This window comes from Sphaerisporangium album (assembly GCF_003323745.1).
Taxonomy (GTDB): Bacteria; Actinomycetota; Actinomycetes; order Streptosporangiales; family Streptosporangiaceae; genus Sphaerisporangium; species Sphaerisporangium album.
In genome coordinates, this window is record NZ_QOIL01000006.1 from 192,566 (window position 1) to 214,581 (window position 22,016).

Annotated in this window: 24 protein-coding genes; 9 read left to right on the top strand and 15 right to left on the bottom strand. The window is 70.2% G+C overall.

Translation table 11 applies throughout. The features are described from left to right. Positions 1-46: 46 nt before the first annotated feature. The 3 genes from DQ384_RS12960 to DQ384_RS12970 all read right to left on the bottom strand — a co-directional run bounded on the left by DQ384_RS12960 (position 47) and on the right by DQ384_RS12970 (position 2,665). A complete protein-coding gene (locus DQ384_RS12960; RefSeq protein ID WP_114029007.1) occupies positions 47-751 on the bottom strand; it encodes an alpha/beta hydrolase in 705 nt (234 codons plus the stop codon). Between the two features lie 77 nt (positions 752-828). Next, positions 829-1,059 carry an ATP/GTP-binding protein gene (locus DQ384_RS12965; RefSeq protein WP_245966432.1) on the bottom strand — a complete coding sequence of 77 codons (231 nt, stop codon included), beginning with the start codon at positions 1,057-1,059 and terminating at the stop codon, positions 829-831. A gap of 133 nt (positions 1,060-1,192) precedes the next feature. Then, positions 1,193-2,665: a 3-hydroxyacyl-CoA dehydrogenase family protein gene (locus DQ384_RS12970; RefSeq protein WP_114029009.1), complete on the bottom strand. Its 1,473-nt coding sequence runs from the start codon at positions 2,663-2,665 to the stop codon at positions 1,193-1,195. A 120-nt stretch (positions 2,666-2,785) separates the two neighbouring features. Between DQ384_RS12970 and nucS the strand changes: the two genes are divergently transcribed. The 8 genes from nucS (at position 2,786) to DQ384_RS13010 (ending at position 11,284) form a co-directional block, all read left to right on the top strand. Beyond that, entirely contained in the window at positions 2,786-3,445 is a 660-nt protein-coding gene (gene nucS, locus DQ384_RS12975; protein WP_114029010.1) for an endonuclease NucS, read from the top strand. Between the two features lie 561 nt (positions 3,446-4,006). Continuing rightward, positions 4,007-5,278, top strand: coding sequence for a glycosyltransferase family 4 protein (locus DQ384_RS12980; protein WP_114029011.1), 1,272 nt, complete (start codon positions 4,007-4,009; stop codon positions 5,276-5,278). Positions 5,279-5,369: 91 nt separating this feature from the next. After that, entirely contained in the window at positions 5,370-6,236 is an 867-nt protein-coding gene (locus DQ384_RS12985; RefSeq protein WP_114029012.1) for an ABC transporter ATP-binding protein, read from the top strand. Beyond that, positions 6,233-7,087 carry an ABC transporter permease gene (locus DQ384_RS12990; RefSeq protein WP_114029013.1) on the top strand — a complete coding sequence of 285 codons (855 nt, stop codon included), beginning with the start codon at positions 6,233-6,235 and terminating at the stop codon, positions 7,085-7,087. The genes DQ384_RS12985 and DQ384_RS12990 overlap by 4 nt, the downstream gene beginning before the upstream one ends. Continuing rightward, positions 7,045-8,298, top strand: a complete 1,254-nt coding sequence (locus tag DQ384_RS12995; protein WP_147268759.1) for a sensor histidine kinase — start codon at positions 7,045-7,047, stop codon at positions 8,296-8,298. Before DQ384_RS12990 ends, DQ384_RS12995 begins: the two co-directional genes overlap by 43 nt. Further along, complete coding sequence (locus DQ384_RS13000; protein WP_114029015.1) at positions 8,295-8,912, top strand: response regulator; 618 nt, start codon at positions 8,295-8,297, stop codon at positions 8,910-8,912. Before DQ384_RS12995 ends, DQ384_RS13000 begins: the two co-directional genes overlap by 4 nt. A gap of 199 nt (positions 8,913-9,111) precedes the next feature. Continuing rightward, positions 9,112-10,599 (top strand): aldehyde dehydrogenase family protein, encoded by a 1,488-nt coding sequence (locus DQ384_RS13005; protein ID WP_114029016.1) that lies wholly within the window; start codon positions 9,112-9,114, stop codon positions 10,597-10,599. Between the two features lie 148 nt (positions 10,600-10,747). Then, positions 10,748-11,284 carry a TetR/AcrR family transcriptional regulator gene (locus DQ384_RS13010; RefSeq protein ID WP_245966433.1) on the top strand — a complete coding sequence of 179 codons (537 nt, stop codon included), beginning with the start codon at positions 10,748-10,750 and terminating at the stop codon, positions 11,282-11,284. A 33-nt stretch (positions 11,285-11,317) separates the two neighbouring features. On the opposite strand, the gene DQ384_RS13015 is transcribed toward DQ384_RS13010, so the two are convergent. Further along, positions 11,318-11,635: an STAS domain-containing protein gene (locus DQ384_RS13015; RefSeq protein WP_114029017.1), complete on the bottom strand. Its 318-nt coding sequence runs from the start codon at positions 11,633-11,635 to the stop codon at positions 11,318-11,320. Between the two features lie 189 nt (positions 11,636-11,824). On the opposite strand from DQ384_RS13015, the gene DQ384_RS13020 reads away from it, so the two are divergent. After that, positions 11,825-12,415 carry a cob(I)yrinic acid a,c-diamide adenosyltransferase gene (locus DQ384_RS13020; RefSeq protein WP_114029212.1) on the top strand — a complete coding sequence of 197 codons (591 nt, stop codon included), beginning with the start codon at positions 11,825-11,827 and terminating at the stop codon, positions 12,413-12,415. 78 nt (positions 12,416-12,493) lie between these two features. On the opposite strand, the gene DQ384_RS13025 is transcribed toward DQ384_RS13020, so the two are convergent. From DQ384_RS13025 to DQ384_RS13075, 11 genes are all read right to left on the bottom strand, one after another. Next, entirely contained in the window at positions 12,494-12,901 is a 408-nt protein-coding gene (locus DQ384_RS13025; protein ID WP_245966434.1) for a DUF2550 domain-containing protein, read from the bottom strand. Between the two features lie 10 nt (positions 12,902-12,911). Beyond that, on the bottom strand, positions 12,912-13,313 hold the full coding sequence (locus DQ384_RS13030) for a F0F1 ATP synthase subunit epsilon (RefSeq protein ID WP_114029018.1): 402 nt from the start codon (positions 13,311-13,313) through the stop codon (positions 12,912-12,914). Between the two features lie 52 nt (positions 13,314-13,365). After that, the gene (gene atpD / locus DQ384_RS13035) at positions 13,366-14,793 is read right to left on the bottom strand and encodes a F0F1 ATP synthase subunit beta (RefSeq protein WP_114029019.1); all 1,428 of its coding nucleotides are present in this window, start codon (positions 14,791-14,793) and stop codon (positions 13,366-13,368) included. 9 nt (positions 14,794-14,802) lie between these two features. Continuing rightward, complete coding sequence (locus tag DQ384_RS13040) at positions 14,803-15,705, bottom strand: F0F1 ATP synthase subunit gamma (RefSeq protein WP_114029020.1); 903 nt, start codon at positions 15,703-15,705, stop codon at positions 14,803-14,805. A 3-nt stretch (positions 15,706-15,708) separates the two neighbouring features. Further along, positions 15,709-17,361, bottom strand: coding sequence for a F0F1 ATP synthase subunit alpha (gene atpA, locus DQ384_RS13045; protein ID WP_114029021.1), 1,653 nt, complete (start codon positions 17,359-17,361; stop codon positions 15,709-15,711). A 40-nt stretch (positions 17,362-17,401) separates the two neighbouring features. Then, positions 17,402-18,211 carry a F0F1 ATP synthase subunit delta gene (locus tag DQ384_RS13050; protein WP_114029022.1) on the bottom strand — a complete coding sequence of 270 codons (810 nt, stop codon included), beginning with the start codon at positions 18,209-18,211 and terminating at the stop codon, positions 17,402-17,404. Beyond that, positions 18,211-18,747, bottom strand: a complete 537-nt coding sequence (locus DQ384_RS13055) for a F0F1 ATP synthase subunit B (protein WP_220182935.1) — start codon at positions 18,745-18,747, stop codon at positions 18,211-18,213. Before DQ384_RS13055 ends, DQ384_RS13050 begins: the two co-directional genes overlap by 1 nt. A 36-nt stretch (positions 18,748-18,783) precedes the next feature. Then, positions 18,784-19,017: an ATP synthase F0 subunit C gene (gene atpE / locus DQ384_RS13060; RefSeq protein ID WP_114029024.1), complete on the bottom strand. Its 234-nt coding sequence runs from the start codon at positions 19,015-19,017 to the stop codon at positions 18,784-18,786. A 77-nt stretch (positions 19,018-19,094) separates the two neighbouring features. Continuing rightward, positions 19,095-19,886: a F0F1 ATP synthase subunit A gene (atpB, locus tag DQ384_RS13065; RefSeq protein WP_245966435.1), complete on the bottom strand. Its 792-nt coding sequence runs from the start codon at positions 19,884-19,886 to the stop codon at positions 19,095-19,097. A 289-nt stretch (positions 19,887-20,175) separates the two neighbouring features. Then, positions 20,176-20,607 (bottom strand): Cg1360 family ATP-synthase-associated protein, encoded by a 432-nt coding sequence (locus DQ384_RS13070; protein WP_114029025.1) that lies wholly within the window; start codon positions 20,605-20,607, stop codon positions 20,176-20,178. A gap of 138 nt (positions 20,608-20,745) precedes the next feature. Next, the gene (locus tag DQ384_RS13075; RefSeq protein ID WP_114029026.1) at positions 20,746-21,999 is read right to left on the bottom strand and encodes a glycosyltransferase family 4 protein; all 1,254 of its coding nucleotides are present in this window, start codon (positions 21,997-21,999) and stop codon (positions 20,746-20,748) included. Between the last annotated feature and the right edge of the window lie 17 nt (positions 22,000-22,016).

The following is a 22,016-nucleotide window of genomic DNA, read 5'->3' on the forward strand; positions in this document are numbered from 1 at the left end:
TCCGAAACCGAACAAGATTCTAGGGCATCGCCGGGCGGGCGGGAACTCACACTTCGGTGGGCAGCGGATGAGCGGCGGGGTTGACCCGCCCGACGATCTCGTTCAGCACGACGCGGACGTACGGCTCGCCCACCCACAGGTGCTTGGCGCCGTCCACGCCGACGACCTCCGACTGCGGGACGCGCGCGAACCGCCGCCGCGCCTCCTCGGGCCTCAGGTAGTCGTCGAACTCGGGGACCAGCGCGACCAGCGGCCGTCCGAACCGCGCCCAGGCGTCCAGGTCGGCGTCGCCGGCGCGCTTGAGGGGAGGCGACAGCAGGATCGCGCCCTGGACGAGCGGGTCGTGCCCCCACTTCAGCGCCAGCTCGGTGCCGAACGACCAGCCGAGCAGCCAGGGGTTCGGCAGGTCGTGGAACTCGGCGTACTCAAGCGCCGCCGCCACGTCGAACCGCTCGCCCTCACCCTCGTCGAACGCCCCCTCGGACCTGCCCCGGGCCGAGGCGGTGCCCCGGGTGTTGAAGCGCAGCACGGCCAGGCCCGCCAGCGCGGGCAGCCGGTAGGACGCCTTGCGCAGCACGTGGCTGTCCATCATGCCCTCGGCCGTGGGCAGCGGGTGCAGGCAGATCAGCGTCGCGGCGGGACGTCCCTCGGGCGGCGAGGCCAGCTCGCCCACCAGCGTGAGCCCGTCGGCCGTGTGCAGCTCGATGTCCTCCCGGGCGGCGGGCAGGATCGTGGACGAGCGGATCTCCAATGACGGCTCCTCAAACTCCTTCGAGCACCCCGGCGGTCCCGGGGCCGTGCGGGGCGGCGGCCCGCTCTTGCTTCGGATCAGTACCGCGAGCGGCCGGGCCCGCGGTCGGTGCGCTTGCGCCAGCACGCGGTGTGCCAGTGGCGCCGCTCGCCCTCCCCGCCGGTCCAGTTGGGCCAGCTCACGAGGTGCGGCAGGCCGGGCCGGATCTCCTGGTCACATCCCGGGCAGCGGTAGACCTTCTCGGAGCCGCCGCCGGACACCATGCGGACCTTCCACTCTCCGTCCGGCCCTTCCTCCACCCGGTCCATCCCCCGTAGAACACCGTCGTCGAGCGGGCGCGCGGGCGCGGCGCGTCCTCCTCGGTCCCAGGGGTCCATGCGGCGAGCACGACGGGGGCTCATGTCGACACAAACGTCTGATCGCAGGATCTTCTTCCTGTACCTATCCCCTATCCTCGACCCGCGTCACCCCGGCCGTGACAAGTCGGTCCAGCAGAGGCGCCGGGGCGAACGACGGCTCGCGGTACTCGGCGTACAGGGCGCGCAGGCCGTCGCGGACGGTCGCCAGGCCGACGGCCTCCAGCGTCTCGAACGGGCCCGCCGGGTAGCCGCAGCCGAGCCGCATCGCGGCGTCGATGTCGGGGGCGGAGGCGTACCCGGAGTCGTACATGCGCACGGCGTCGTTGAGGTAGGGGTACAGCAGGGCGTTCACCACGAACCCAGCGCGGTCGGCGCTCGCGACCGGCGTGCGCCCGAGCGCCCGGACGACCTCCCCGGCCGCGCCGGCGGCCTCGGCAGAGGTGAGCACCGTCGAGACGACCTCGGCCACGCACTCGCCGACCAGATGCAGGCCGACGAGCCTCTCGGGCCGGGGCAGCCGAGCGGCGTGCTCGACGACCGGCGTGCTGGAGAGCACGAGCACGACGTCGGCCTCCTGCGCGTCGGCCGCCTTGACGCCGGCGGCGGACAGCTCGGAGACCAGCCGGTCGGCGCCCTCGCCGATCACGCACACCGACCCCGGGAGCGTCCCTCCCGCAGCCGCTTCGGCCTCGGAGGCGCCCTCGTGGGCGTGGAAGCCGCGCCCGCTCTTGCGGCCGAGGAGCCCGGCGGTGACCAGCTCGCGCAGGATCGGCGCGGGCGCGTGCACGCGGTCGCGGCTCTCCTCGAACAGCACCTCGCAGACCTCGTGGGAGACGTCCAGGCCGATCAGGTCGAGCAGGGCGAACGGGCCCATGGGCAGGCCGGCGCCGAGCCTCATCGCGGCGTCGATGTCGTCGCGCGAGGCCACGCCGAGCTCCAGGAGGCTCGCGGCGTGGTTGAGGTAGCCGAGCAGCAGCCGGTTCACCACGAACCCGGCCCGGTCCCCCACGGTCACCGGGGTCTTGCCGACGCGCCGCGCCAGCTCGGCGACGTCCTCGGCCACCCCGCCGGCGGTGGCGACCGTGCGCACGACCTCGACGAGCCGCATGACCGGCGCGGGGTTGAAGAAGTGCATGCCGACCACCTGGCCGGGACGCGCGGTGAACGAGGCGATGGCGGTGACGGACAGGGAGGAGGTGTTGGTCGCGAGGACCGCCTCCGGCTTGCACACGAGGTCCAGGTCGGTGAACAGGGCGCGCTTGTACTCCATGACCTCGGGGATCGCCTCGATCACCAGGTCGGCGTCGCGCAGGTCGTCCAGCGAGCCGGTGAAGGCGATCCTGCCGAGGATCTCGTCGCGCCCGGCCTCGGACAGCCTGCCCCTGCTCACCGCGCGGTCGGTGGACCGCAGGACGTGCCCCCGGCCGCGTTCCAGCGCCTGGGCGTCGACCTCGACCCCGACGACGGCGAGCCCGGCGCGGGCGAACACCTCGGCGATCCCGGCCCCCATGGTGCCCAGCCCGACGACTCCGACCGTCTCAAATGTCCGTGACATCCGGCCCTCCTCTCGCGGCAAGTGTCCCAGAGCGCCAGGCGTCCCCTCAAAAGACCCCACCCGGACGGGCGTCGGCGATCGGCGCCCGGAGGCCCCGGGCGGGCGGTAGGGTTGGCGGTCATGCGGCTGGTCATCGCGCGTTGCAGCGTGGATTACGTGGGGCGGCTGACGGCGCACCTCCCGATGGCGCCCAGGCTCATCCTCGTCAAGGCGGACGGCTCGGTGTCGATTCACTCCGACGACCGCGCCTTCAAGCCGTTGAACTGGATGAACCCTCCGTGCAGGCTGCGCGAGGAAGAGGGCGGCTGGACCGTCACGCACGGCAAGACGGGCGAGCAGCTCATCCTCACCATCGAGGAGATCATGCACGACTCCGCGCACGAGCTCGGCGTCGACCCGGGCCTGCGCAAGGACGGCGTCGAAGCCCACCTGCAGGAGCTGCTGGCCGAGCACATCGAGACGCTCGGCGACGGCTGGTCCCTGATCCGCAGGGAGTACCCCACCGCGATCGGGCCGGTCGACATCCTGTGCCGCGACCACCTCGGCGGCACGGTCGCGGTCGAGATCAAGCGGCGCGGCGAGATCGACGGCGTCGAGCAGCTCACGCGCTACCTGGAGCTGCTCAACCGCGATCCGCTGATCGCGCCGGTCAAGGGCGTCTTCGCCGCGCAGGAGATCAGGCCCCAGGCCCGCGTGCTGGCCACCGACCGGGGCATCGGCTGCGTCACGCTGGACTACGACGCCCTGCGCGGCATCGAGCGCACCGACACCCTCTTCTGACCTCCCGCGGTCCGAGCGCGGCGCCGGCCCGGTGCCGCGCCTTTCGTGTGCCCTGAATCCGTACAGACGCCCAGAAACCGGCGCCGCCCGGCAAATCGTTCACACCCGGGCCGCATTTCCACTGGTAGCTCGGCCGTCCGATTCATCGGGCGTTCATCGGCGCCGGGTCCATCGGCGCACGGCGTGATCACCTGGCCGGAGACCGCTCCCCCGGCATGCGAATGCCGTTCGGCCGGTCGCCGCGCGCGCCCGTCCCGATGACATGCGGGGACCCGTCGCGCCCTGAAAGCGCCGATGCGGGCCGCCTGCCCGATGTCCCGTTTTAGGTAACCATTCGAGCACTCATCGAATTTTTCGCGAAAAGACGCAACTTTTCCCCGGGATCAATGCGTCTAGATCATGAACAAGGGGACTTGGTACGGGGAGCGCGCTAACCCCACGTTTACCTCCGATGGAGTACGAAAGAGGTCGTCCTCCCGGGCATGCGCGTTTCCCCGCGCCGTTGGGCGAATGACTTGCGAGGGCACGAATGACTTCACGACACAGGGGGCGTTCCGCGTGATGACGAGGGCACGGGCAATCGTGGCCCGCGCGGCGCTCGCGCTGCTCGGGCTCATCAACCGCAGGCGACTGCGCAAGGCGCCGCCCCGGGGGACGGGACCGGTGCGCATCCTGCTGCTGCACGCGTACGGCATGGGCGGCACGATCCGCACGGTGCTCAACCTCGCCGCCTACCTGTCCCGGGAGCGCGAGGTCGAGATCGTCAGCCTGGTGCGCACGAACGAGGAGCCGTTCTTCGCGATGCCGCCGGGCGTGAAGGTGACCTTCCTCGACGACAGGACGGCGCCGCGCGGCCGGTTCGCCGAGTTCCTCGCCCGGCGCCCGAGCAGGCTGGTGTCCAAGGAGGAGAAGGCGTACCACAACATGAGCCTGCTCACGGACCTGCGGCTCCTCCGCTTCCTGCGGTCCCTGCGCGGCGGGGTGGTGATCGGGACCCGTCCCGGGTTCAACCTGGTCATGAGCCTGTTCGCGCCGCCGGAGGTCGTGCTCGTCGGCCAGGAGCACGTCACCTTCGAGTCGCACGGCCCCGAGCTCCAGTCGCTGATCAAGCGGCGCTACGGCAGGCTGGACGCGTTCGCCACCCTCACCGAGGCGGACCGCAAGGAGTACGCCAAGGCGCTGCGCAAGAACCCGCCGGGGCGGCTGCTGCGCATCCCGAACGCGATCCCCGAGCTCGCCGGGGACGTCTCGCCCCTGACCGAGAAGGTCGTCATCGGCATCGGCCGCATCGTCTGGGCCAAGGGGTTCGACCGGCTGGTCAACGCCTGGAAGACCGTGGCCGAGGAGCACCCGGACTGGGTGCTGCGCATCTACGGCGGCGGCACGCCCGAGCGCGAGGAGAAACTCCAGGCGCGCATCGACGAGGCCGGGCTGTCGGACAAGGTCTTCCTGATGGGCAGCACGCCGGAGATCGGCGTCGAGCTGTCCAAGTCCTCGATCTACGCGGTGAGCTCGCGGTACGAGGGCTTCGGCATGACGATCCTGGAGGCGATGAGCAAGGGAGTGCCGGTGGTGAGCTTCAACTGCCCGCACGGCCCCAAGGAGATCATCACCGACGGGCACGACGGCCTGCTCGTCCGTTCCAAGAAGGCCGCGGAGCTGGCGGCGGGCATCGGCCGGCTCATCGAGGACGAGGAACTGCGCCGCGAGATGGGCGCCAACGCCCTGCGTACCGCGGCGAACTACCACATGGAGGTCATCGGCGCGCGGTGGACGGAGCTGCTGGCGGACCTCGCCCAGCCCTCCCCCGGCCGCGCGCCCGGCGCCGCCTGACCCGTGGGACCGTCTGTCCATCGATCGGTGGACAGACGGATCGATCCCTCGGTGGTGTCCGGAAAGCCCAGACGACCGCGATGATTGCGGCATGAATGGGACAGCGGTGAGCGTGCGCGGCCTCACCAAACGGTACGGCGACGTCCGGGCGGTGGACGGCATCGACCTGGAGATCGGCACGGGCGAGGTGTTCGCCATCCTCGGCCCCAACGGCGCGGGCAAGTCGACGACCGTGGAGATCCTGGAGGGGTACCGCGAGCGGGACGCCGGGGAGGTCAGCGTGCTCGGCACCGACCCCCGGCACCCGACGCGGCTGTGGCGCAGCCGCGTCGGCATCGTCCTGCAGACCGCCAACGACACCGCGGAGCTGACCGTCCGCGAGACCGTGCGCCACTTCGCCGCGATGTACCCCTCCTCCCGGGACCCCGACGAGGTCATCGCCAAGGTCGGGCTGACCGAGAAGGCCCGCACGCGCCTGCGGCAGCTCTCCGGCGGCCAGCGGCGGCGGGTCGACGTGGCGCTCGGCGTGATCGGCGACCCGGAGCTGCTGTTCCTGGACGAGCCCACCACCGGCTTCGACCCCGAGGCCCGCCGGCGGTTCTGGGAGCTGATCAGGGGACTCTCCGACGACGGCACGACCATCGTCCTCACCACCCACTACCTCGACGAGGCCGAGGCGCTCGCGGACCGGGTGGCCGTGATCGCGAAGGGCCGCATCGTGGCCGAGGGCGAGCCCGCCACGCTGGGCGGGCGCGCGTCGGCCAAGGCCGCGGTGAGCTGGCTGGAGGACGGCGGGCGCAGGCGGATCGAGACCCGCACGCCGACCGCGACGGTCCTGGAGCTGACCGCCCGCTTCGACGGCGAGGTCCCCGAGCTGACGGTGACCCGCCCATCCCTGGAGGACGTCTACCTCGATCTGATCAACGCGTCCCCCGATTCCGAGCAGAGGCCGTCATGAGTGACACCGTCGCGTCCACCCGTGCCAGGGCCGTGGACCGGGAAGGTTCCGGGCGGCTGCCGTCCATCGCCGCGAGCGGCTGGGGCAGGGCCGCCGTGGAGACCAAGATGTTCTTCCGTGAGAAGGACGCGGTCATCTTCACCTTCTCGTTCCCGATCATCCTGCTCGTCATCTTCGGCTCGATCTTCCAGGGAGAGCTCGAAGGTCACGTCACCGTCTCGCAGCTCTACACGGCCGGGCTGATCGGCGCCGGCGTGATGAGCGCCAGCTTCCAGAACCTCGGCGTCGGCATCGCCGTCGACCGGGACGACGGCACGCTCAAGCGCCTCGCCGGCACGCCCATGCCGCGCAGCGCCTACTTCGTCGGCAAGATCCTCAGCGTGCTGATCCTCTCGGTGCTGGAGGTGGCGATCCTGCTGGCCGTCGGCGTCGTGATGTACGACCTGAATCTTCCGACCGCGCCCGGCTCCTGGCTGACGTTCGCCTGGGTGTTCGTGCTCGGCGTCACGGCGTCCTCGCTGCTCGGCATCGCCGTGAGCAGCCTGCCGAGGTCCGCCAAGAGCGCGACCGCGGTGATCAGCATGCCGTTCGTGGTGCTCCAGTTCATCTCGGGGGTCTTCATCCCGTTCACCGCGCTGCCCGAATGGCTGATGAGGATCGCGTCGTTCTTCCCGCTGAAGTGGATGTGCCAGGGCTTCCGGTCGGTGTTCCTGGGTGAGGCGGGGGCCTCCCTGGAGCTGGCGAAGTCCTACGAGCTGGGCCGCGTCGCCCTGGTCCTGAGCGCGTGGATGGTCGGAGGTCTGGTCCTGTGCTTGACGACGTTCCGCTGGAAGGGCCGCCGCGACGGATGACGAGCCGCCGGGCGCGCGGCGACGCGTGGGTGGCCTATCGCGGCTGGGAGATCTTCTACCTCGTCGTGTTCACGGTCACCATCGCGATCGTGGCGACGGACGACGGGCCGTCTCCGGCGGCCAAGGCGACGGCGCTCGTCCTGCTGGTGGCGTGCGCCGTCGCCTACCTCGTCCTGGGACGGCCGGCGCTCCTCACCGACGAGCGCACCTCTCGGGAGGCGGTGATCTACAGCCTGCTGGTCCTGGGCGCGTTCGTCCCCGCCGCCGTGATCGTCCACGCGGCGGGGTTCGCCCTGTTCGCGCTGTGCCCGCAGATGTTCATGATGCTGCGCTCGGGGTGGGCGCCGGTGATCGTGGTCCTCCTCAACATGTTGCCGGCCGTCCGCTTCCTCATCGGGCCGGACCTCAACGTGGGCGACGTCGTCGGGTCCGCCGGGTTCATGGCCGTCGCGACCGTCTTCTCCCTGGTGTTCGGCCCATGGGTGTCGCGCATCATCGACCAGAGCGCGGAGCGGGCCGAACTCATCGAGGAGCTACGGGCCAGCCGGGCGCAGGTCGAGCGGCTGTCGCGCGAACGGGGAGCGCTGGCCGAGCGGCAGAGGCTCGCCGGGGAGATCCACGACACGCTGGCCCAGGGGTTCACCAGCATCATCATGCTGATCCAGGCCGCGGAGGCGCAGGCCGACCCGTCCCGTCACCTGGCGCTGGCCGTGCGGACGGCGCGGGAGAACCTGGAGGAGGCGCGCGGGCTCATCACGGCGCTCACCCCGGCGCCGCTGGACGGGTCCACGCTGGAGGAGGCGCTCGGCAGGATCGCCTCGCGGCTGGGCGAGGAGCTCGGCGTGCCGGTGACGTTCGCGGCCGAGGGCGCCTCGCATCCGGTTCCCCCGGGCGCCGAGGTCGTGCTGATCAGAGCCGCGCAGGAGGCGCTGGCGAACGTCCGCAGGCACGCGGCGGCCTCCTCGGCGCGGGTCGCGCTGCGGTACGGCGAGCGCGCGGTCGTCCTGCGCGTCGCGGACGACGGCGTGGGCTTCGCCACCGAAGCGGACGCGACATCGGACGCGGCGGGCCCTGCCGCGGCCCGGGGGTACGGCCTGCGGGCCATGCGCGCGCGCGTCGAGCAGGCCGGGGGCACGCTGGAGATCGCGAGCGCGCCCGGCAAGGGCACCGAGCTGACCGTCCGGCTTCCCCAGGAGGAGACCCCCGCTTGATACGCGTGCTGATCGTCGACGACCACCCCGTCGTCCGGGAGGGCCTGCGCGGCATGCTGGAGGCCGACCCCGGCATCCGCGTGGCCGGGGAGGCGGGCTCCGGCGAGGAGGCGGTGACCCGCGCGCGGGAGCTGACCCCCGACGTGATCCTCATGGACCTGCGGATGCCCGGCGGCGACGGCGTCTCGGCCATCGCGCGCATCGTCGGCGACCGTCCCGAGAGCCGCGTGATCGTCCTCACGACCTACGAGACCGACCAGGACATCGTGCGCGCGGTGGAGGCGGGGGCGGCGGGCTACCTGCTGAAGGACACCACGCGGGCCGACCTGGTCGCGGCCGTGTTCGGGGCGGCGCGGGGCGAGACCGTACTGTCCCCCTCGGTGGCGACCCGGCTGGTCACGCGCATGCGGGCACCCGCACCCGAGTCGTTGTCCAAGCGCGAGACCGAGGTGCTGGCCTTGGTCGCGCGCGGGCTGACCAACGCCGAGATCGGCAGGGAGCTGTTCATCAGCGAGGCGACGGTGAAGACCCACCTCCTGCGGATCTTCGGCAAGCTGGGGGTGTCCGACCGCACCGCCGCCGTCACGACGGCCCTGAGCCGGGGCCTGCTGTGAACGGCCTATGAGCCGCAGTGCCGTGACCGGCGGCCCGGCCGGTGCGCACGCGCGGCGGCGTGATGGTTCGGGCCGCCTTCACCGGGCATATCGTTGCCCCAGATCGCCGGAAAGGTGCACCATGTGGGTCCGAGGGGCTCCGGACCGGTCTCACGGCCCCGGGACCGGCCGACGCCGCGAGTGCCGAGAGGGAGACGTCATGTCAACGGCCACCGAGCAGCGCACCTTCGACTCGCTGGACCCCGCCACGGGCGCGGTCGTGGGCACCCATCCGATCCACGACGCGGCGTCCGTACGGGCCGCCGTCGAGGCCGCGGGCGAGGCGGCGCGCTGGTGGGCGCGGCTGGGCTTCGCCGGCAGGAAGCGCCGGCTGCTGGACTTCAAGGCCGTCCTGACCCGGAACCTCGACCGCGTCGCCACGAAGATCCACCAGGAGACCGGCAAGCCGATGGGCGACGCGACGCTGGAGACGGCGATCACGATCGTCCACCTCGACTGGGCGGCGCGCCACGCGCGCGGGGTGCTCGGCCCGCGCCGGGTCTCGCCGGGCCTGGTCGGCATCAACATGGCCGCCACGCTGGAGTACCTGCCGCTGGGTGTGGTCGGCGTGATCGGCCCGTGGAACTACCCGCTGCTCACTCCCATGGGGTCCATCGGCTACGCGCTCGCCGCCGGGAACGCCGTGGTGTTCAAGCCCAGCGAGCTGACCCCCGGGGTCGCCGTCCTGCTGGCCGAGCTGTTCGCCGAGAGCGTCCCCGAGCACAAGGTGTTGCAGGTCGTCACCGGGTTCGGCGAGACCGGGGCCGCGCTCGCCGCCGACCCCGGCATCGGCAAGATCGCCTTCACGGGCTCGACCGCCACGGCCAAGCGCGTCATGGCGTCCTGCGCGGCGAACCTCACGCCGATCGTCGCCGAGTGCGGCGGCAAGGACGCGCTGATCGTCGACACAGGCGCCGACCTCGCCGCCGCGGCCGACGCCGCGCTGTGGGGCGCGATGTCCAACGCCGGCCAGACCTGCGTGGGCGTCGAGCGCGTGTACGTCGTGGAGGGGGTCTACGACGCGTTCATGCGCGAGCTCACCGAGCGCGCCGCGGCCCTGCGCACCGGCGAGGACTACGGGCCCATCACCATGCCGTCGCAGACGGACGTGATCCGGCGGCACGTCGACGACGCCCTCGCCCGGGGCGCGAAGGCCGTGGTGGGCGGCGCGGCGTCCGTACGGCCGCCGTACGTCGACCCCGTGGTGCTCGCCGACGTGCCGGAGGAGTCGAGCGCGGTGCGCGAGGAGACGTTCGGGCCGACGATCACGGTGACCAGGGTCGCCACCGCGCAGGAGGCGCTGGAGAAGACCAACGCCGTCGCCTACGGCCTGGGCGGGACGATCTTCTCGGGCGACGCCCGGCGGGCCATGGAGCTGGCCCGCGCGATGCTCAGCGGCATGACGGCGATCAACTCGGTCATCTCGTTCGTGGGCGTGCCCGCGCTGCCGTTCGGCGGCGTCGGCGACTCGGGGTTCGGGCGGATCCACGGGGCCGACGGGCTGCGCGAGTTCACCCGTGCCAAGTCCATAACGCGGCAGAGGTTCCCCCTTCCGGGCATGAACCTCACGTCGTTCACCAGGACTCCCGCGGAGCTGCAGCGTCTTGTGAAAATGGTCACTATTCTGCATGGTCGACGCAAGAGCTAGTTGTCCTGATACTTCCCCAAAAACGATCTTGCGTCCATAATGATGGGTTCCTACGAGCCAGCAGGACGCGAGGTGGGACTTGGCGACCGGACGTGACTACCGCGGGATGACGGCGGAGCAGCGATTAGCCGACCGCAAGGAACGGCTGATGAGCGCGGCTTACACGTTGTTCGCCGGACCAGGATTCAACGCCACCACGATCGAACGATTGTGCGCGGCGGCTCGCATTTCCAACCGGGCGTTCTACGAATGCTTCACCGGCCGCGAAGATCTGATGCGGGCGGTGTACGACCGCTGCGTCGAGGAGACCCTCCTCGCGGTATCCAAGGCGATCGGAGAGGCGCCCCCCGACACCGACAGCAGGATCCGGGCGGGCATCGCCGAGTACATCAACTTCGTCACCCGCGACCGGCGGCGGGCGAAGATCATGCATCTGGAGGTGCGGAGGGCCGGCGACATCCTCACCCCGCACCGCCAGCGCGCGGTCACCGGCTTCACCCAGATCATCGAGGAGAATCTGGGCGAGGTGCCGGGCGAACCGGGCGGACGACTCCACCTGCTCTCGCTCGCGCTCGTCGGCGCGATCCAGGAACTGCTCATCGAGTGGGTCCTCGCCGACGTCAAGCCTCCCCTGGACGGCCTGATCGACACGGCCGTCCACATCTTCCGCCGCTCCTTCGGCTGAAGCGCACCCCCGTCGCACCCGGGGGAGGCGCCTTCAGGCCGCGGCGGCCGCCGGGAGCTCGACCTTGAGCACCCGGTGCAGGCGGGTGATGGCGAGGAGCCTCATGACCCGCGGCGGCACCCCGCGAAGGACCAGCCGGCGCTCCGCGCGCAGCGCGCGGCGATGCGTGCCGACGAGGACCCCCAGACCGGCGGCGTCGATCATCTCCAGATCCGACAGATCGACGATCATGTCACCGTCTCCCGACTCGACCGCCTCGTGCAGACGCGGCCGCAGCCGTGCCACCGTGCCCACATCGAGCCTCGCCCCGACGCTGACCACCTGGCACCCCGGACCAGACCGGCTTGGCATGCCGCCTCCTCATGTCAGACGGCCCTCACAGACCGCAGACGTCCCCTGCCCACCATTCCCTCCCCCATGCATGCGTTCCCGCCGCAGAATCCACCTCAGCGCCCAGAGGTGTGCTCACCCGTGGTCGGGGGCGCCGGGTTCGCGGACACCGCACGGGGCGTCGGCGCCGCGGGGCGTTACTGTGGCGGCATGACCCGCGCTGACAACGACAAGCCCGTGGTGCTGTCCAAGATCTATACGCGGACCGGCGACGACGGCACGACGACGCTCGGCGACATGAGCCGCACGCGGAAGACCGATCCCCGGCTCGCCGCCTACGCCGACGTCGAAGAGGCCAACGCCGCCATCGGTGTGGCCCTCGCGATGGGGAACCTCGCGACCGAGATCGCCGAGGTGCTGACCGTCGTGCAGAACGAGCTGTTCGACGTCGGCGCCGACCTGTGCACGCCTGTCACCGAGAACCCCGAGTTCCCGCCCCTGCGGGTGGAGCAGTCCTACGTCGACCGGCTCGAAGCGCAGTGCGACCGCTTCAACGAGCGGCTACGCCCGCTGCGCAGCTTCATCCTGCCCGGAGGCGACACGGGGACCGCGCTCCTGCACGTCGCCCGCACGGTGGTCCGCCGCGCGGAGCGCACGACGTGGTCCGCGCTGGAGACCCACGACGACGTGAACCCGCTCACGGCCCGCTACCTGAACCGCCTGAGCGACCTGCTCTTCATCCTCTGCCGCATTGCCGCCGACGGCCGGGAACTCCTCTGGAAACCAGGCGCCACGCGCTAGTCGTCGCCTCGACGGCGACCCTGCCCGGCACGGTCCGGGGGCCTCAAGAGCGCGGCGAACCCGCCGGCGCGAGGCGACTCACGCGGCGTCGAGGTGGGCGCTCGGAGGGGCCGACTCGACCCAGGCCAGGAAGCCGGTGAGGGCGTCCTCGCTCATCGCGAGGGAGACGCCGGCGCAGTCGACGGTCCAGTAGCCGGCGGGGCCGTCGTCGCCGGTGAGGGGGCGACGGGTGGAAACGGTGAGGCCGCGCCTCGCGATAGCGTGGCGCGGCCTCAGTCGCAGTCCTAGAAATGGGATCCAGTGGAGCTCTCCCCCCGCGTAGCGGGCCACCCCACTTTTCCAGGCCCGGTCTCCCGTGCGCAGGCTACATACGACGTTGCCCCGGGAGCGGGCGAGCAATATGCCTCGGAGGACGAGCAGGGCGGCGACCACCGCAACGCTTGCCAAAATTTCCAGCGCCGCCATGGTCGCCCCCCCAAAGCTCATGTCCGTCTGACTAGACCTCTTCGCCGGCCGCGCGCAGGCGAGCCCTGGCACGCTTGGCCTCGATCTGCGCCTCGGTGTCCTCGCCGTCGGCGTCGACCGACGCGAGCGCTCGCTGGAGCGCGTCCCGGGCCGCCGCGACGTCCACCTCGGAGCCGAGCTCGGCCGTCTCGGCCAGAACCGACACGTCGTTGTTCGCCACGGAGATGAACCCGCCGTGGACGGCCGCGATCACGTCCCCGCCGTCGCCTCGCTTGATGCGAAGGACGCCGCCCTCCACGAGGACGCCGAGAACGGGGGCGTGGTTCGGCATAATACCGATCTCACCGTCCACGGTCTTGGCAATCACCATGTCGGCCTCGCCCGACCAGATCTCACGTTCCGGCGAAACGACGCCGATGCGGAGCTTTGCCATTACTCACCTTCCTCGGATGCCGGTACGGCAGGGCCGTACCGGCATCCCCTCGTCAGCGGGCCAGTTCCTTCGCCTTGGCGATGGCCTGGTCGATGCCGCCGACCATGAAGAACGCCTGCTCGGGAAGGTGGTCGTACTCGCCCTCGCACAGACCCTTGAAGGAGCGGATGGTCTCCTCCACGTCGACGAACTCTCCCGGCTGACCGGTGAACGCCTCGGCGGCGTACATCGGGTGGGACAGGAAGCGCTCGATGCGGCGGGCCCGCTGGACGATGACCTTGTCCTCTTCCGAGAGCTCGTCGATGCCCAGGATGGCGATGATGTCCTGGAGCTCGCGGTACTTCTGCAGGATCCGCTTGGTCTCCTGGGCCACCCGGTAGTGCTCCTCGCCCACGATGGTGGGGTCGAGGATGCGGGAGCTGGAGTCGAGCGGGTCCACCGCGGGGTAGATGCCCTTCTCCGAGATCGGCCGGGACAGAACGGTCTGCGCGTCGAGGTGCGCGAACGCGTTGTGCGGGGCCGGGTCGGTGATGTCGTCCGCGGGGACGTAGATCGCCTGCATGGAGGTGATCGAGTGACCGCGGGTCGAGGTGATGCGCTCCTGGAGCACGCCCATCTCGTCGGCCAGGGTGGGCTGGTAACCCACCGCGGACGGCATGCGGCCGAGCAGGGTGGAGACCTCCGAGCCCGCCTGGGTGAAGCGGAAGATGTTGTCGATGAAGAGCAGAACGTCCTGCTTCTCGACGTCGCGGAAGTACTCGGCCATGGTGAGCGCGGAGAGCGCGACTCGCAGACGGGTGCCCGGGGGCTCGTCCATCTGGCCGAACACCAGCGCGGTGTCCTTGAGGACGTCGGCCTCTTCCATCTCCAGCCAGAGGTCGTTGCCCTCACGGGTGCGCTCGCCGACGCCGGCGAACACCGACGTACCGGAGAACTTCAGCGCGACCCGGCGGATCATCTCCTGGATGAGGACGGTCTTGCCGACGCCCGCGCCGCCGAACAGGCCGATCTTGCCACCCTTGACGTACGGGGTGAGCAGGTCGATGACCTTGATGCCGGTGGGCAGCATCTCGGTGCGCGACTCGAGCTGGTCGAACGGCGGGGACGGACGGTGGATGCCCCAGCGCTCGCTGATCTGCAGCGAGGCGGTGGGCGCGTCCAGGGCCTCGCCGAGGGTGTTCCACACGTGGCCCTTGACGACCTGGCCGACCGGCACCGAGATCGGGCCGCCGGTGTCGTTGACGACGACGCCGCGGACGACGCCGTCGGTGGGCTGCATGGAGATGGCGCGGACCAGGTTGTCGCCGAGGTGCTGGGCGACCTCCATGGTGAGCGTCTTGGTCTCGCCGCCGATGGTGACCTCGGTGGTGAGAGCGTTGTAGATTTCCGGCATCGCCTCGACGGGGAACTCCACGTCGACGACGGGACCCGTGACGCGGGCCACGCGACCTACGGCGGTCGCGACGGTCTCAGCAGTCATTGTGGTTTCTCACTCTTTCCCCGCGGAGGCGTCGGCGAGCGCGTTGGCGCCGCCGACGATCTCGCTGATTTCCTGGGTGATCTCGGCCTGCCGCGCCTGGTTCATCCGCTGCGTGAACACGCGGATGAGCTCGTTGGCGTTGTCGGTCGCCGACTTCATCGCGCGGCGACGCGAGGCGTGCTCGGAGGCGGCCGACTGGAGCAGCGCGTTGAAGATGCGCGACTCGATGTAGCGCGGCAGGAGCTGGTTCAGCACCTCACCGGCGGTCGGCTCGAACTCGTAGTACGGCAGCGGGCCTTCGGGGGGCTCCTCGGTGGTCTCCTCGACCTCCAGCGGAAGGATGCGCTTCACCTGGACCTGCTGGGTGAGCATCGAGACGAACTCGGTGTAGACGATGTGGATCTCGTCGATGCCGTTCTCGTCCTCGAACGCCGCCACCAGCGAGTCGGCGATCTCCTTGGCGTGCGCGTACAGCGGGTTGTCGGAGAAGCCCGACCACTCGCCGCTCATCCGCCGGTCGCGGAACCGGTGCCAGGTGATGCCCTTGCGCCCGACGACGAAAGGCTTGACCTCCAGGCCGCGACCCCGCAGGTGGCCGCCCAGCGCCTCGGCCTCGCGCAGCACGTTGGCGTTGAAGCCGCCGGCGAAGCCGCGGTCGCTGGTGATGATCAGCACGCCTGCCGCGGTGGGCTGTTCCTTGGCGACGGTCAGCGGGTGGTCGACGTCGGCGGAGTTGCTGAGGACGGCCGACACCGCGCGCGTGATCTCACGCTCGTACGGGACCGCCGCCTCCATGCGCTGCTGCGCCTTGACGATGCGGGACGAGGCGATGAGCTCCTGCGCGCGGGTGATCTTCGCCGTGGACTTGACCGAACGGATCCGCCGCCGCAGCAGTCTTAGCTGGGCACCCATCGGCTACTTCTTCTCGGCCGTCGGGCGGACGTGCTTCACGATCTTCTCCTGGCCGACCTCGTCGGCCTGGAGCGGGTCGACCGGCTCGTCGTTCACGAGCAGGGCGCCGGAGGAGGTCTGGAACGTCTTCTTGAATTCCGTGATCGCCTCCTTGAGCGTCGTGACCGTGTCGTCGTTCAGGTCGCGCGTCTCGCGGATGCTGTCGAGCACGCCCTTGTACTTGGTCGTCAGGTAGTCCAGGAACTCGGCCTCGAAGCGGGCGATGTCCTCGAGCGGGACGTCGTCCAGCTCGCCGCTGGTGCCGGCCCAGACCGAGACGACCTCGCGCTCGACCGAGTACGGGTGGTACTGCGGCTGCTTGAGGAGCTCGACCAGGCGGGCGCCGCGCTCCAGCTGGGCGCGGGAGGCCGCGTCCAGGTCGGAGGCGAAGGCCGCGAAGGCCTCGAGGTCGCGGTACTGCGACAGCGACAGACGGAGCGTGCCAGCGACCTTGCGCATCGCCTTGATCTGCGCCGAGCCACCCACGCGGGAGACCGAGACACCGACGTTGATCGCCGGGCGGACGCCCGCGTTGAACAGGTCGGTCTCCAGGAAGCACTGGCCGTCGGTGATGGAGATGACGTTGGTCGGGATGAACGCCGAGACGTCGTTGCCCTTGGTCTCGATGATCGGCAGACCGGTCATCGAGCCGGCGCCCATGTCGTCCGACAGCTTGGCGCAGCGCTCCAGCAGACGCGAGTGCAAGTAGAACACGTCGCCGGGGAACGCCTCGCGGCCCGGCGGACGGCGCAGCAGCAGGGACACGGCGCGGTAGGCGTCGGCCTGCTTGCTCAGGTCGTCGAACACGATGAGCACGTGCTTGCCCTGGTACATCCAGTGCTGGCCGATGGCCGAACCGGTGTAGGGGGCGATGTACTTGTAACCGGCCGGGTCGGAGGCCGGGGCGGCGACGATGGTGGTGTACTCCATCGCGCCGGCCTCTTCCAGGCGCGCGCGGACCTGCGCGATGGTCGAGCCCTTCTGGCCGACCGCGACGTAGACGCAGCGCACCTGCTTCGTCGGGTCGCCGCTCGCCCAGTTCTCGCGCTGGTTGAGGATCGTGTCCACGGCGATCGCGGTCTTGCCGGTGCCACGGTCGCCGATGATCAGCTGGCGCTGGCCGCGGCCGATCGGCGTCATGGCGTCGATCGCCTTGATGCCGGTCTGGAGCGGCTCCTTCACCGGCTGGCGCTGGACCACCGACGGCGCCTGGACCTCCAGCGGCCGGCGCGCCTCGGCCTCGATCGGGCCCTTGCCGTCGAGGGGGTTGCCCAGCGAGTCGACGACGCGGCCGAGGAAGGCGTCGCCGACGGGGGCGGACAGGACCTCGCCCGTCCGGCGTACCGCCTGGCCTTCTTCGATGCCGCTGAAGTCGCCCAGGACGACGGCACCGATCTCCCGGACGTCCAGGTTCAGTGCCAGGCCACGCGTGCCGTCCTCGAACTCAAGCAGTTCGTTCGCCATCGCCGAGGGAAGGCCGGAGATGTGGGCGATGCCGTCGCCGGCATCGACGACGGTCCCGATCTCCTCCCGGGCCGCCCCTTCCGGCTCGTAGGCCTGGACGAAGCGCTCAAGCGCGTTCCGGATCTCGTCCGGCCGGATCGTCAGCTCCGCCATCTCTGTTCAGTCTCCCTAATCATCGGCCGCCCTGACTCTCCTAGCCGGCCAACCGGCGGCGGACATCTTCAATACGTCCTGCGATCGTGGTGTCGATCATCTCGTCGCCCATGCGGACCGAGAATCCACCGATCACCCGCGGGTCCACCTCGACGTTCAGGTGGACGTCGCGACCGTACGTGGTGCGCAACCAGGCGGCGAGGCGCTGCCTCTGCCCGTCGGTCAGCGGAACCGCGCTGCGCACCACGGCGACAAGTTGCTGTCGCTGCTCCGCCACGAGCTGGATGTATTCATCCAGCCCCCGTTCCAAACTACGTCCTCTGGGGTACAGCGCAAGCTGCGTCACCAGCCGCAGGGTGGCCGGGGCGACCCTGCGGGCGAGCAGGTCGCCCAGCAGCGCCCGCTTGGCGTCCCCGGGGAGGCCCGGGTCGGCGAGCGCGTGGCGCAGCCCGGGGTTGGCCTCGACGATGCGGCCGAAGCGGAAGAGCTCGTCCTCCACATCGTCGAGCCTGCCCTGGGACTCGGCCTCGGCGACCGAGGCGATGACGCTGAGCCGCTCCAGCGCGTCGGCGAGGTCGCCGGACTTCGACCACTTGACCGAGACGGCCGTGACGACCGTCTCCAGGGCCGCGTCGTCGATCTTGCCGCCCAGCAGCGACCGCACGACCTCGGCCTTCTGCTCCGCGGGACGCGCGGGGTCGGCCAGGTTGCGGCGAAGCCCGTGCTCGCGGTCCAGCAGGACGGCGACCGCGAGCAGGTCATCGGCCACGCGAGCGAGGTCCGCCGTACCGGCCACCGCGTTGAAGCGCTCTTCGACCTCGGCGAACGAGCTACGGCTCAGGCCTCTCATCAGCGCACCGCCGCCCCGTCCGCGGACTCGAGCTCCTGGAGGAACCGGTCCACGACACGGCTCTGGCGGACCTCGTCCTCCAGCGACTCGCCGACGATGCGGCCGGCCAGATCGGTCGCCAGACGGCCGATCTCACCGCGCAACTGGGCGAACGCCTGCTGGCGGTCAGCCTCGATCTGCGCGTGCGCGGCTTCGATGAGGCGCCGGGCCTCGGCCTGGGCCTCCTCACGGAGCTCGGCCTTGATCTGCGCGGCCTGCTCACGGGCCTCTTCCCGCAGGCGGGCGGCGTCGTGACGGGCCTCTTCGAGCTTGGCGCGGTACTCCTCAAGGGTGCGCTGCGCCGTGGCCTGGGCCTCCTCGGCCCGCTTGAGGCCGCCTTCGATCGCCTCGGTCCTCATCTCCAGCGTCTTCTGGAGACGGGGCACCAGAAGACGGCCGACGAAGAACAGGACGATCAGGAACGCGGCCCCGCCGATCACCATCTCCGCCATGTCGGGGAGGAGAGGGTTCTTCGCTTCTTCTGCGACTGCTAGCAGATACACAATTGCCACCTTCCGCCGGGGAGGGTCGCGTCAGACCCGGAAGGCGAACGCGAGCGCGATACCGATCAGGGCGAGCGCCTCGGCGAAGACGAAGCCCAGGATCATGTTCTGACGGATCAAGCCATACGCCTCCGGCTGGCGGGCGATGGCCTGCACGCCCTGGCCGAAGATGATGCCGATGCCGATGCCAGGGCCGATCGCGGCGAGGCCGTAGCCGATGGAACCAAGGTTGCCGGTCACTTCGGCGAGCAGACCACTAGACATGCTTAGTTTCCTTTTCTATCGACCAGTGGGACGTCCACCGGGGTTTCGGACGAGGTGGAAGATCTATCAGTGCGTTATCAGTGCGCGGGGTGAACCGCGTCGTTGATGAACATGGCCGTCAGCAGCGCGAACACGTAGGCCTGCAGCGCCTGGATGAACAGCTCGAAGGCGGTGAGCAGGATCGTCATCGCGACCCCGAGCACGCCGAGCGGGGCGCCGAGCGGCGTGACCTGCACCGCGAGGAAGTGCCAGCCGACCTCGGAGAACAGCGCCACGATGAGGTGGCCCGCCATCATGGTGGCGAACAGTCGCACCGCGTGGGTGATGTGGCGCAGGAAGAAGGTCGAGATGAGCTCGATGGGGGCGACCAGGACGTAGATCCACCCGGGCAGGCCGGGGGGGAACATCACGTTCTTGAAGAAGCCGATCGGCCCCTGGTGCTTCATGCCCAGGTACATGACCAGCAGCCACACGCCGAGCGAGAGGACGGCGGGGTAGCCGATGCGCGCCATGACGGGGAACTGGACGAAGATGACCGAGCCGAACAGGTTCATGATCCAGACGAACAGGAACATGGTGAACAGCAGCGGCATCCAGCGGTCGCTGTCCTTGCCGAGATTCGGCCGGGCGATCTGGTCGCGGACGAAGTCGTAGGCGAGCTCGCCGACGTTCTGCACGCCCCTCGGCACCAGCTTGGGCTTGGAGAAGGCGACGAAGGCGAAGACCATGACCAGGATCGCGGCGGTCAGCGCCAGCAGGGCCGGCTTGTTGAACCAGGCCACATCGTCGACGAGCGGTGGCCAGTCGAAAAGGCCCAGCCCCGGAGCGTGGAACTCATCGGAGGCGAGAGGCGTCAGCGTGGCGCTCACTCGTCGTTCCCTTCGTCGTGATGATCGGTCGTCAGCAGGTCCTCCGGTCGGCGTACCTCGGAGAGGCCGGCCGGAGAAGAAGTGTGAAGAGGGCGAGGAGGCCAGGACTCGATGGCACAGGCGAACGTTCCCCTGCCGCGCACGCGACAATAGCAGGCGTGGCCGTGACTAGTCATATCGAGCCAGCCGCGTGAGGCATTTCCCTCAGGCGCCCGGCGATGACGTGTCTCGCCCCGTCTGCCAAGGCGAGTGTAGAGGAAACTCCCGGAGATCGTCGGTACGCGACGCGTCACGTCCGCTTCTCCCCGATCTGGCCCGGCACCTTGACGGTGGGGTCGACGTAGAGGATGCGGAGTTTCAGGAAGCCGCGCGCCTCGCCGATGGTCCAGATGACGGTGCACGCGATGACGGTCAGGCCGAACGCCCCCGGGTGCCACACGGTGGCGTCCTGGAAGGCCTCCAGAGTCACGACCAGGGCGAGGATCTTCAGCAGGAACGTGCCCAGCGCCGCGGCCATCATCATCGTCGGCGAGATGCGCGCGGCGTAGGTGACGGCGACGAGGCTGATGGTGAAGAAGGCCGCCACGACCAGCACACCGATGCCCGCGCCCAGGGCACCCTTGGCACCCTCGGCGAACGCCGCGACGACGACGGCGGCGAGGCCGGCCACCGCCGTGGGGATCACGGCCGCCCGGAGAATCTGGAGATCGTTGGCCTGCATCGGTGCTCCAAAGAACAGTTGTCAAGCGAGCGATTGCTACCTCGCGGGGCGCGCGTTGCCCGCCCTTGCTAGTGAAAGATATCACAAGCTCATGAAGGAGCGCCTTTACCTGGGCTTTCGGGCAGGTGAACGGACGTATCAGCCGGTTGTCGCGGTGGCCGGAGAGGTGTGCGCGGGATCGTCGGCCGCGGACGCCTCCGCAGTGGAGGGGTCCGCCGAGACCGGGCCGGAGGTCGGACCCGGGCCGCGCCGGGCCGCGTGCGTGCCTCCCCCGCGCCCGCCCCGGCCCGAACGCCACCGCGGCAGGCCCATGAGCATCAGCACGGCGAGGGCGAACACCACGACCGCGGGGAACACGAACAGCGGCACGCCGCCCACCGAGAGGCCGACGACGGGCGCCGCGAACAGGAACGTCCACGCGTACATGATCAGCACCGTGCGGCGGTGCGAGTGGCCGACCTGCAGCAGGCGGTGGTGCAGGTGGCCGCGGTCGGGCGCGAACGGGGACTTGCCGTACGACGTGCGCCGGACCACCGCCATCACCAGGTCGGCCAGCGGGAGCACCATCACCGCGAGGGGCAGCAGGATCGGCAGGACGAGGGGGAAGCGGTTGATGTCCGCGGCGCCCTGGTAGTCGACCGTGCCGGTCACCGTGACCACCGACGTCGCCAGCACCAGGCCGATGAGCATCGCGCCGGTGTCGCCCATGAAGATCTTGGCGGGGTGGAAGTTGTGCGGCAGGAAGCCGAGGCACATGCCGATGAGGATCGCCGTGATCGCCGCCGTGACGCTCAGCCGGCCCTGGTCGAGGCTCTCGGTCAGCGCGATGGTCCACGCGAACGTCGCCATCGCGGCGATGCAGACGATGCCCGCCGCCAGTCCGTCCAGTCCGTCCACGAAGTTGACCGCGTTGATGGCGACCACCACCACGAGGATCGTGATGATCGTCTGCAACGTGCTGTCGAGGTTCAGCGTGTTCCCGTCGGGCAGCGGGACCCACAGCAGCGTGAGCTTGAAGACCACCAGAATGCCGGCGGCGGCGATCTGCCCGCCCAGCTTGACCAGGGCGTCCATGCCCCACCAGTCGTCCAGGAAGCCGGTGATCACGATGACCCCGCCCGCGAGCGCCAGGGCGATCACGGTCTGCCCCTCGCCCATCTTCGGCTCGGCGAGCGTGGCCCCGATGTGGTCGAGACGGGTGGCGACGAACAGCCCCGCCAGCATTCCGGCGTACATCGCCAGGCCGCCGAGGCGGGGGGTGCGGACGGTGTGCACGTCGCGCTCGCGGATCTCCGGCGCGGCGCCGATGCGGAGCGCGAAGACCCTGACCAGGGGGACCAGCAGGTAGGTAACCGCGGCCGCCACCAGTGCTATGAGTGTGTATTCGCGCACGTACCTAGTTTCCCGGA

Excerpts from the sequence above, each read along its gene's own strand:
- DQ384_RS13070 (WP_114029025.1), bottom strand. The coding sequence starts at position 20,607 with ATGCAGGCCAACGATCTCCAGATTCTCCGGGCGGCCGTGATCCCCACG.
- DQ384_RS13040 (WP_114029020.1), bottom strand. The coding sequence starts at position 15,705 with ATGGGTGCCCAGCTAAGACTGCTGCGGCGGCGGATCCGTTCGGTCAAG.
- DQ384_RS12990 (WP_114029013.1), top strand. The coding sequence starts at position 6,233 with ATGAGTGACACCGTCGCGTCCACCCGTGCCAGGGCCGTGGACCGGGAA.
- DQ384_RS13010 (WP_245966433.1), top strand. The coding sequence starts at position 10,748 with ATGAGCGCGGCTTACACGTTGTTCGCCGGACCAGGATTCAACGCCACC.
- DQ384_RS12985 (WP_114029012.1), top strand. The coding sequence starts at position 5,370 with ATGAATGGGACAGCGGTGAGCGTGCGCGGCCTCACCAAACGGTACGGC.
- DQ384_RS13020 (WP_114029212.1), top strand. The coding sequence starts at position 11,825 with ATGACCCGCGCTGACAACGACAAGCCCGTGGTGCTGTCCAAGATCTAT.
- DQ384_RS13025 (WP_245966434.1), bottom strand. The coding sequence starts at position 12,901 with ATGAGCTTTGGGGGGGCGACCATGGCGGCGCTGGAAATTTTGGCAAGC.
- DQ384_RS12970 (WP_114029009.1), bottom strand. The coding sequence starts at position 2,665 with ATGTCACGGACATTTGAGACGGTCGGAGTCGTCGGGCTGGGCACCATG.
- DQ384_RS12980 (WP_114029011.1), top strand. The coding sequence starts at position 4,007 with ATGACGAGGGCACGGGCAATCGTGGCCCGCGCGGCGCTCGCGCTGCTC.
- nucS (WP_114029010.1), top strand. The coding sequence starts at position 2,786 with ATGCGGCTGGTCATCGCGCGTTGCAGCGTGGATTACGTGGGGCGGCTG.
- atpE (WP_114029024.1), bottom strand. The coding sequence starts at position 19,017 with ATGTCTAGTGGTCTGCTCGCCGAAGTGACCGGCAACCTTGGTTCCATC.
- DQ384_RS13015 (WP_114029017.1), bottom strand. The coding sequence starts at position 11,635 with ATGCCAAGCCGGTCTGGTCCGGGGTGCCAGGTGGTCAGCGTCGGGGCG.
- atpA (WP_114029021.1), bottom strand. The coding sequence starts at position 17,361 with ATGGCGGAGCTGACGATCCGGCCGGACGAGATCCGGAACGCGCTTGAG.
- DQ384_RS12965 (WP_245966432.1), bottom strand. The coding sequence starts at position 1,059 with ATGGACCGGGTGGAGGAAGGGCCGGACGGAGAGTGGAAGGTCCGCATG.
- DQ384_RS13005 (WP_114029016.1), top strand. The coding sequence starts at position 9,112 with ATGTCAACGGCCACCGAGCAGCGCACCTTCGACTCGCTGGACCCCGCC.
- DQ384_RS13050 (WP_114029022.1), bottom strand. The coding sequence starts at position 18,211 with ATGAGAGGCCTGAGCCGTAGCTCGTTCGCCGAGGTCGAAGAGCGCTTC.
- DQ384_RS13030 (WP_114029018.1), bottom strand. The coding sequence starts at position 13,313 with ATGGCAAAGCTCCGCATCGGCGTCGTTTCGCCGGAACGTGAGATCTGG.
- atpD (WP_114029019.1), bottom strand. The coding sequence starts at position 14,793 with ATGACTGCTGAGACCGTCGCGACCGCCGTAGGTCGCGTGGCCCGCGTC.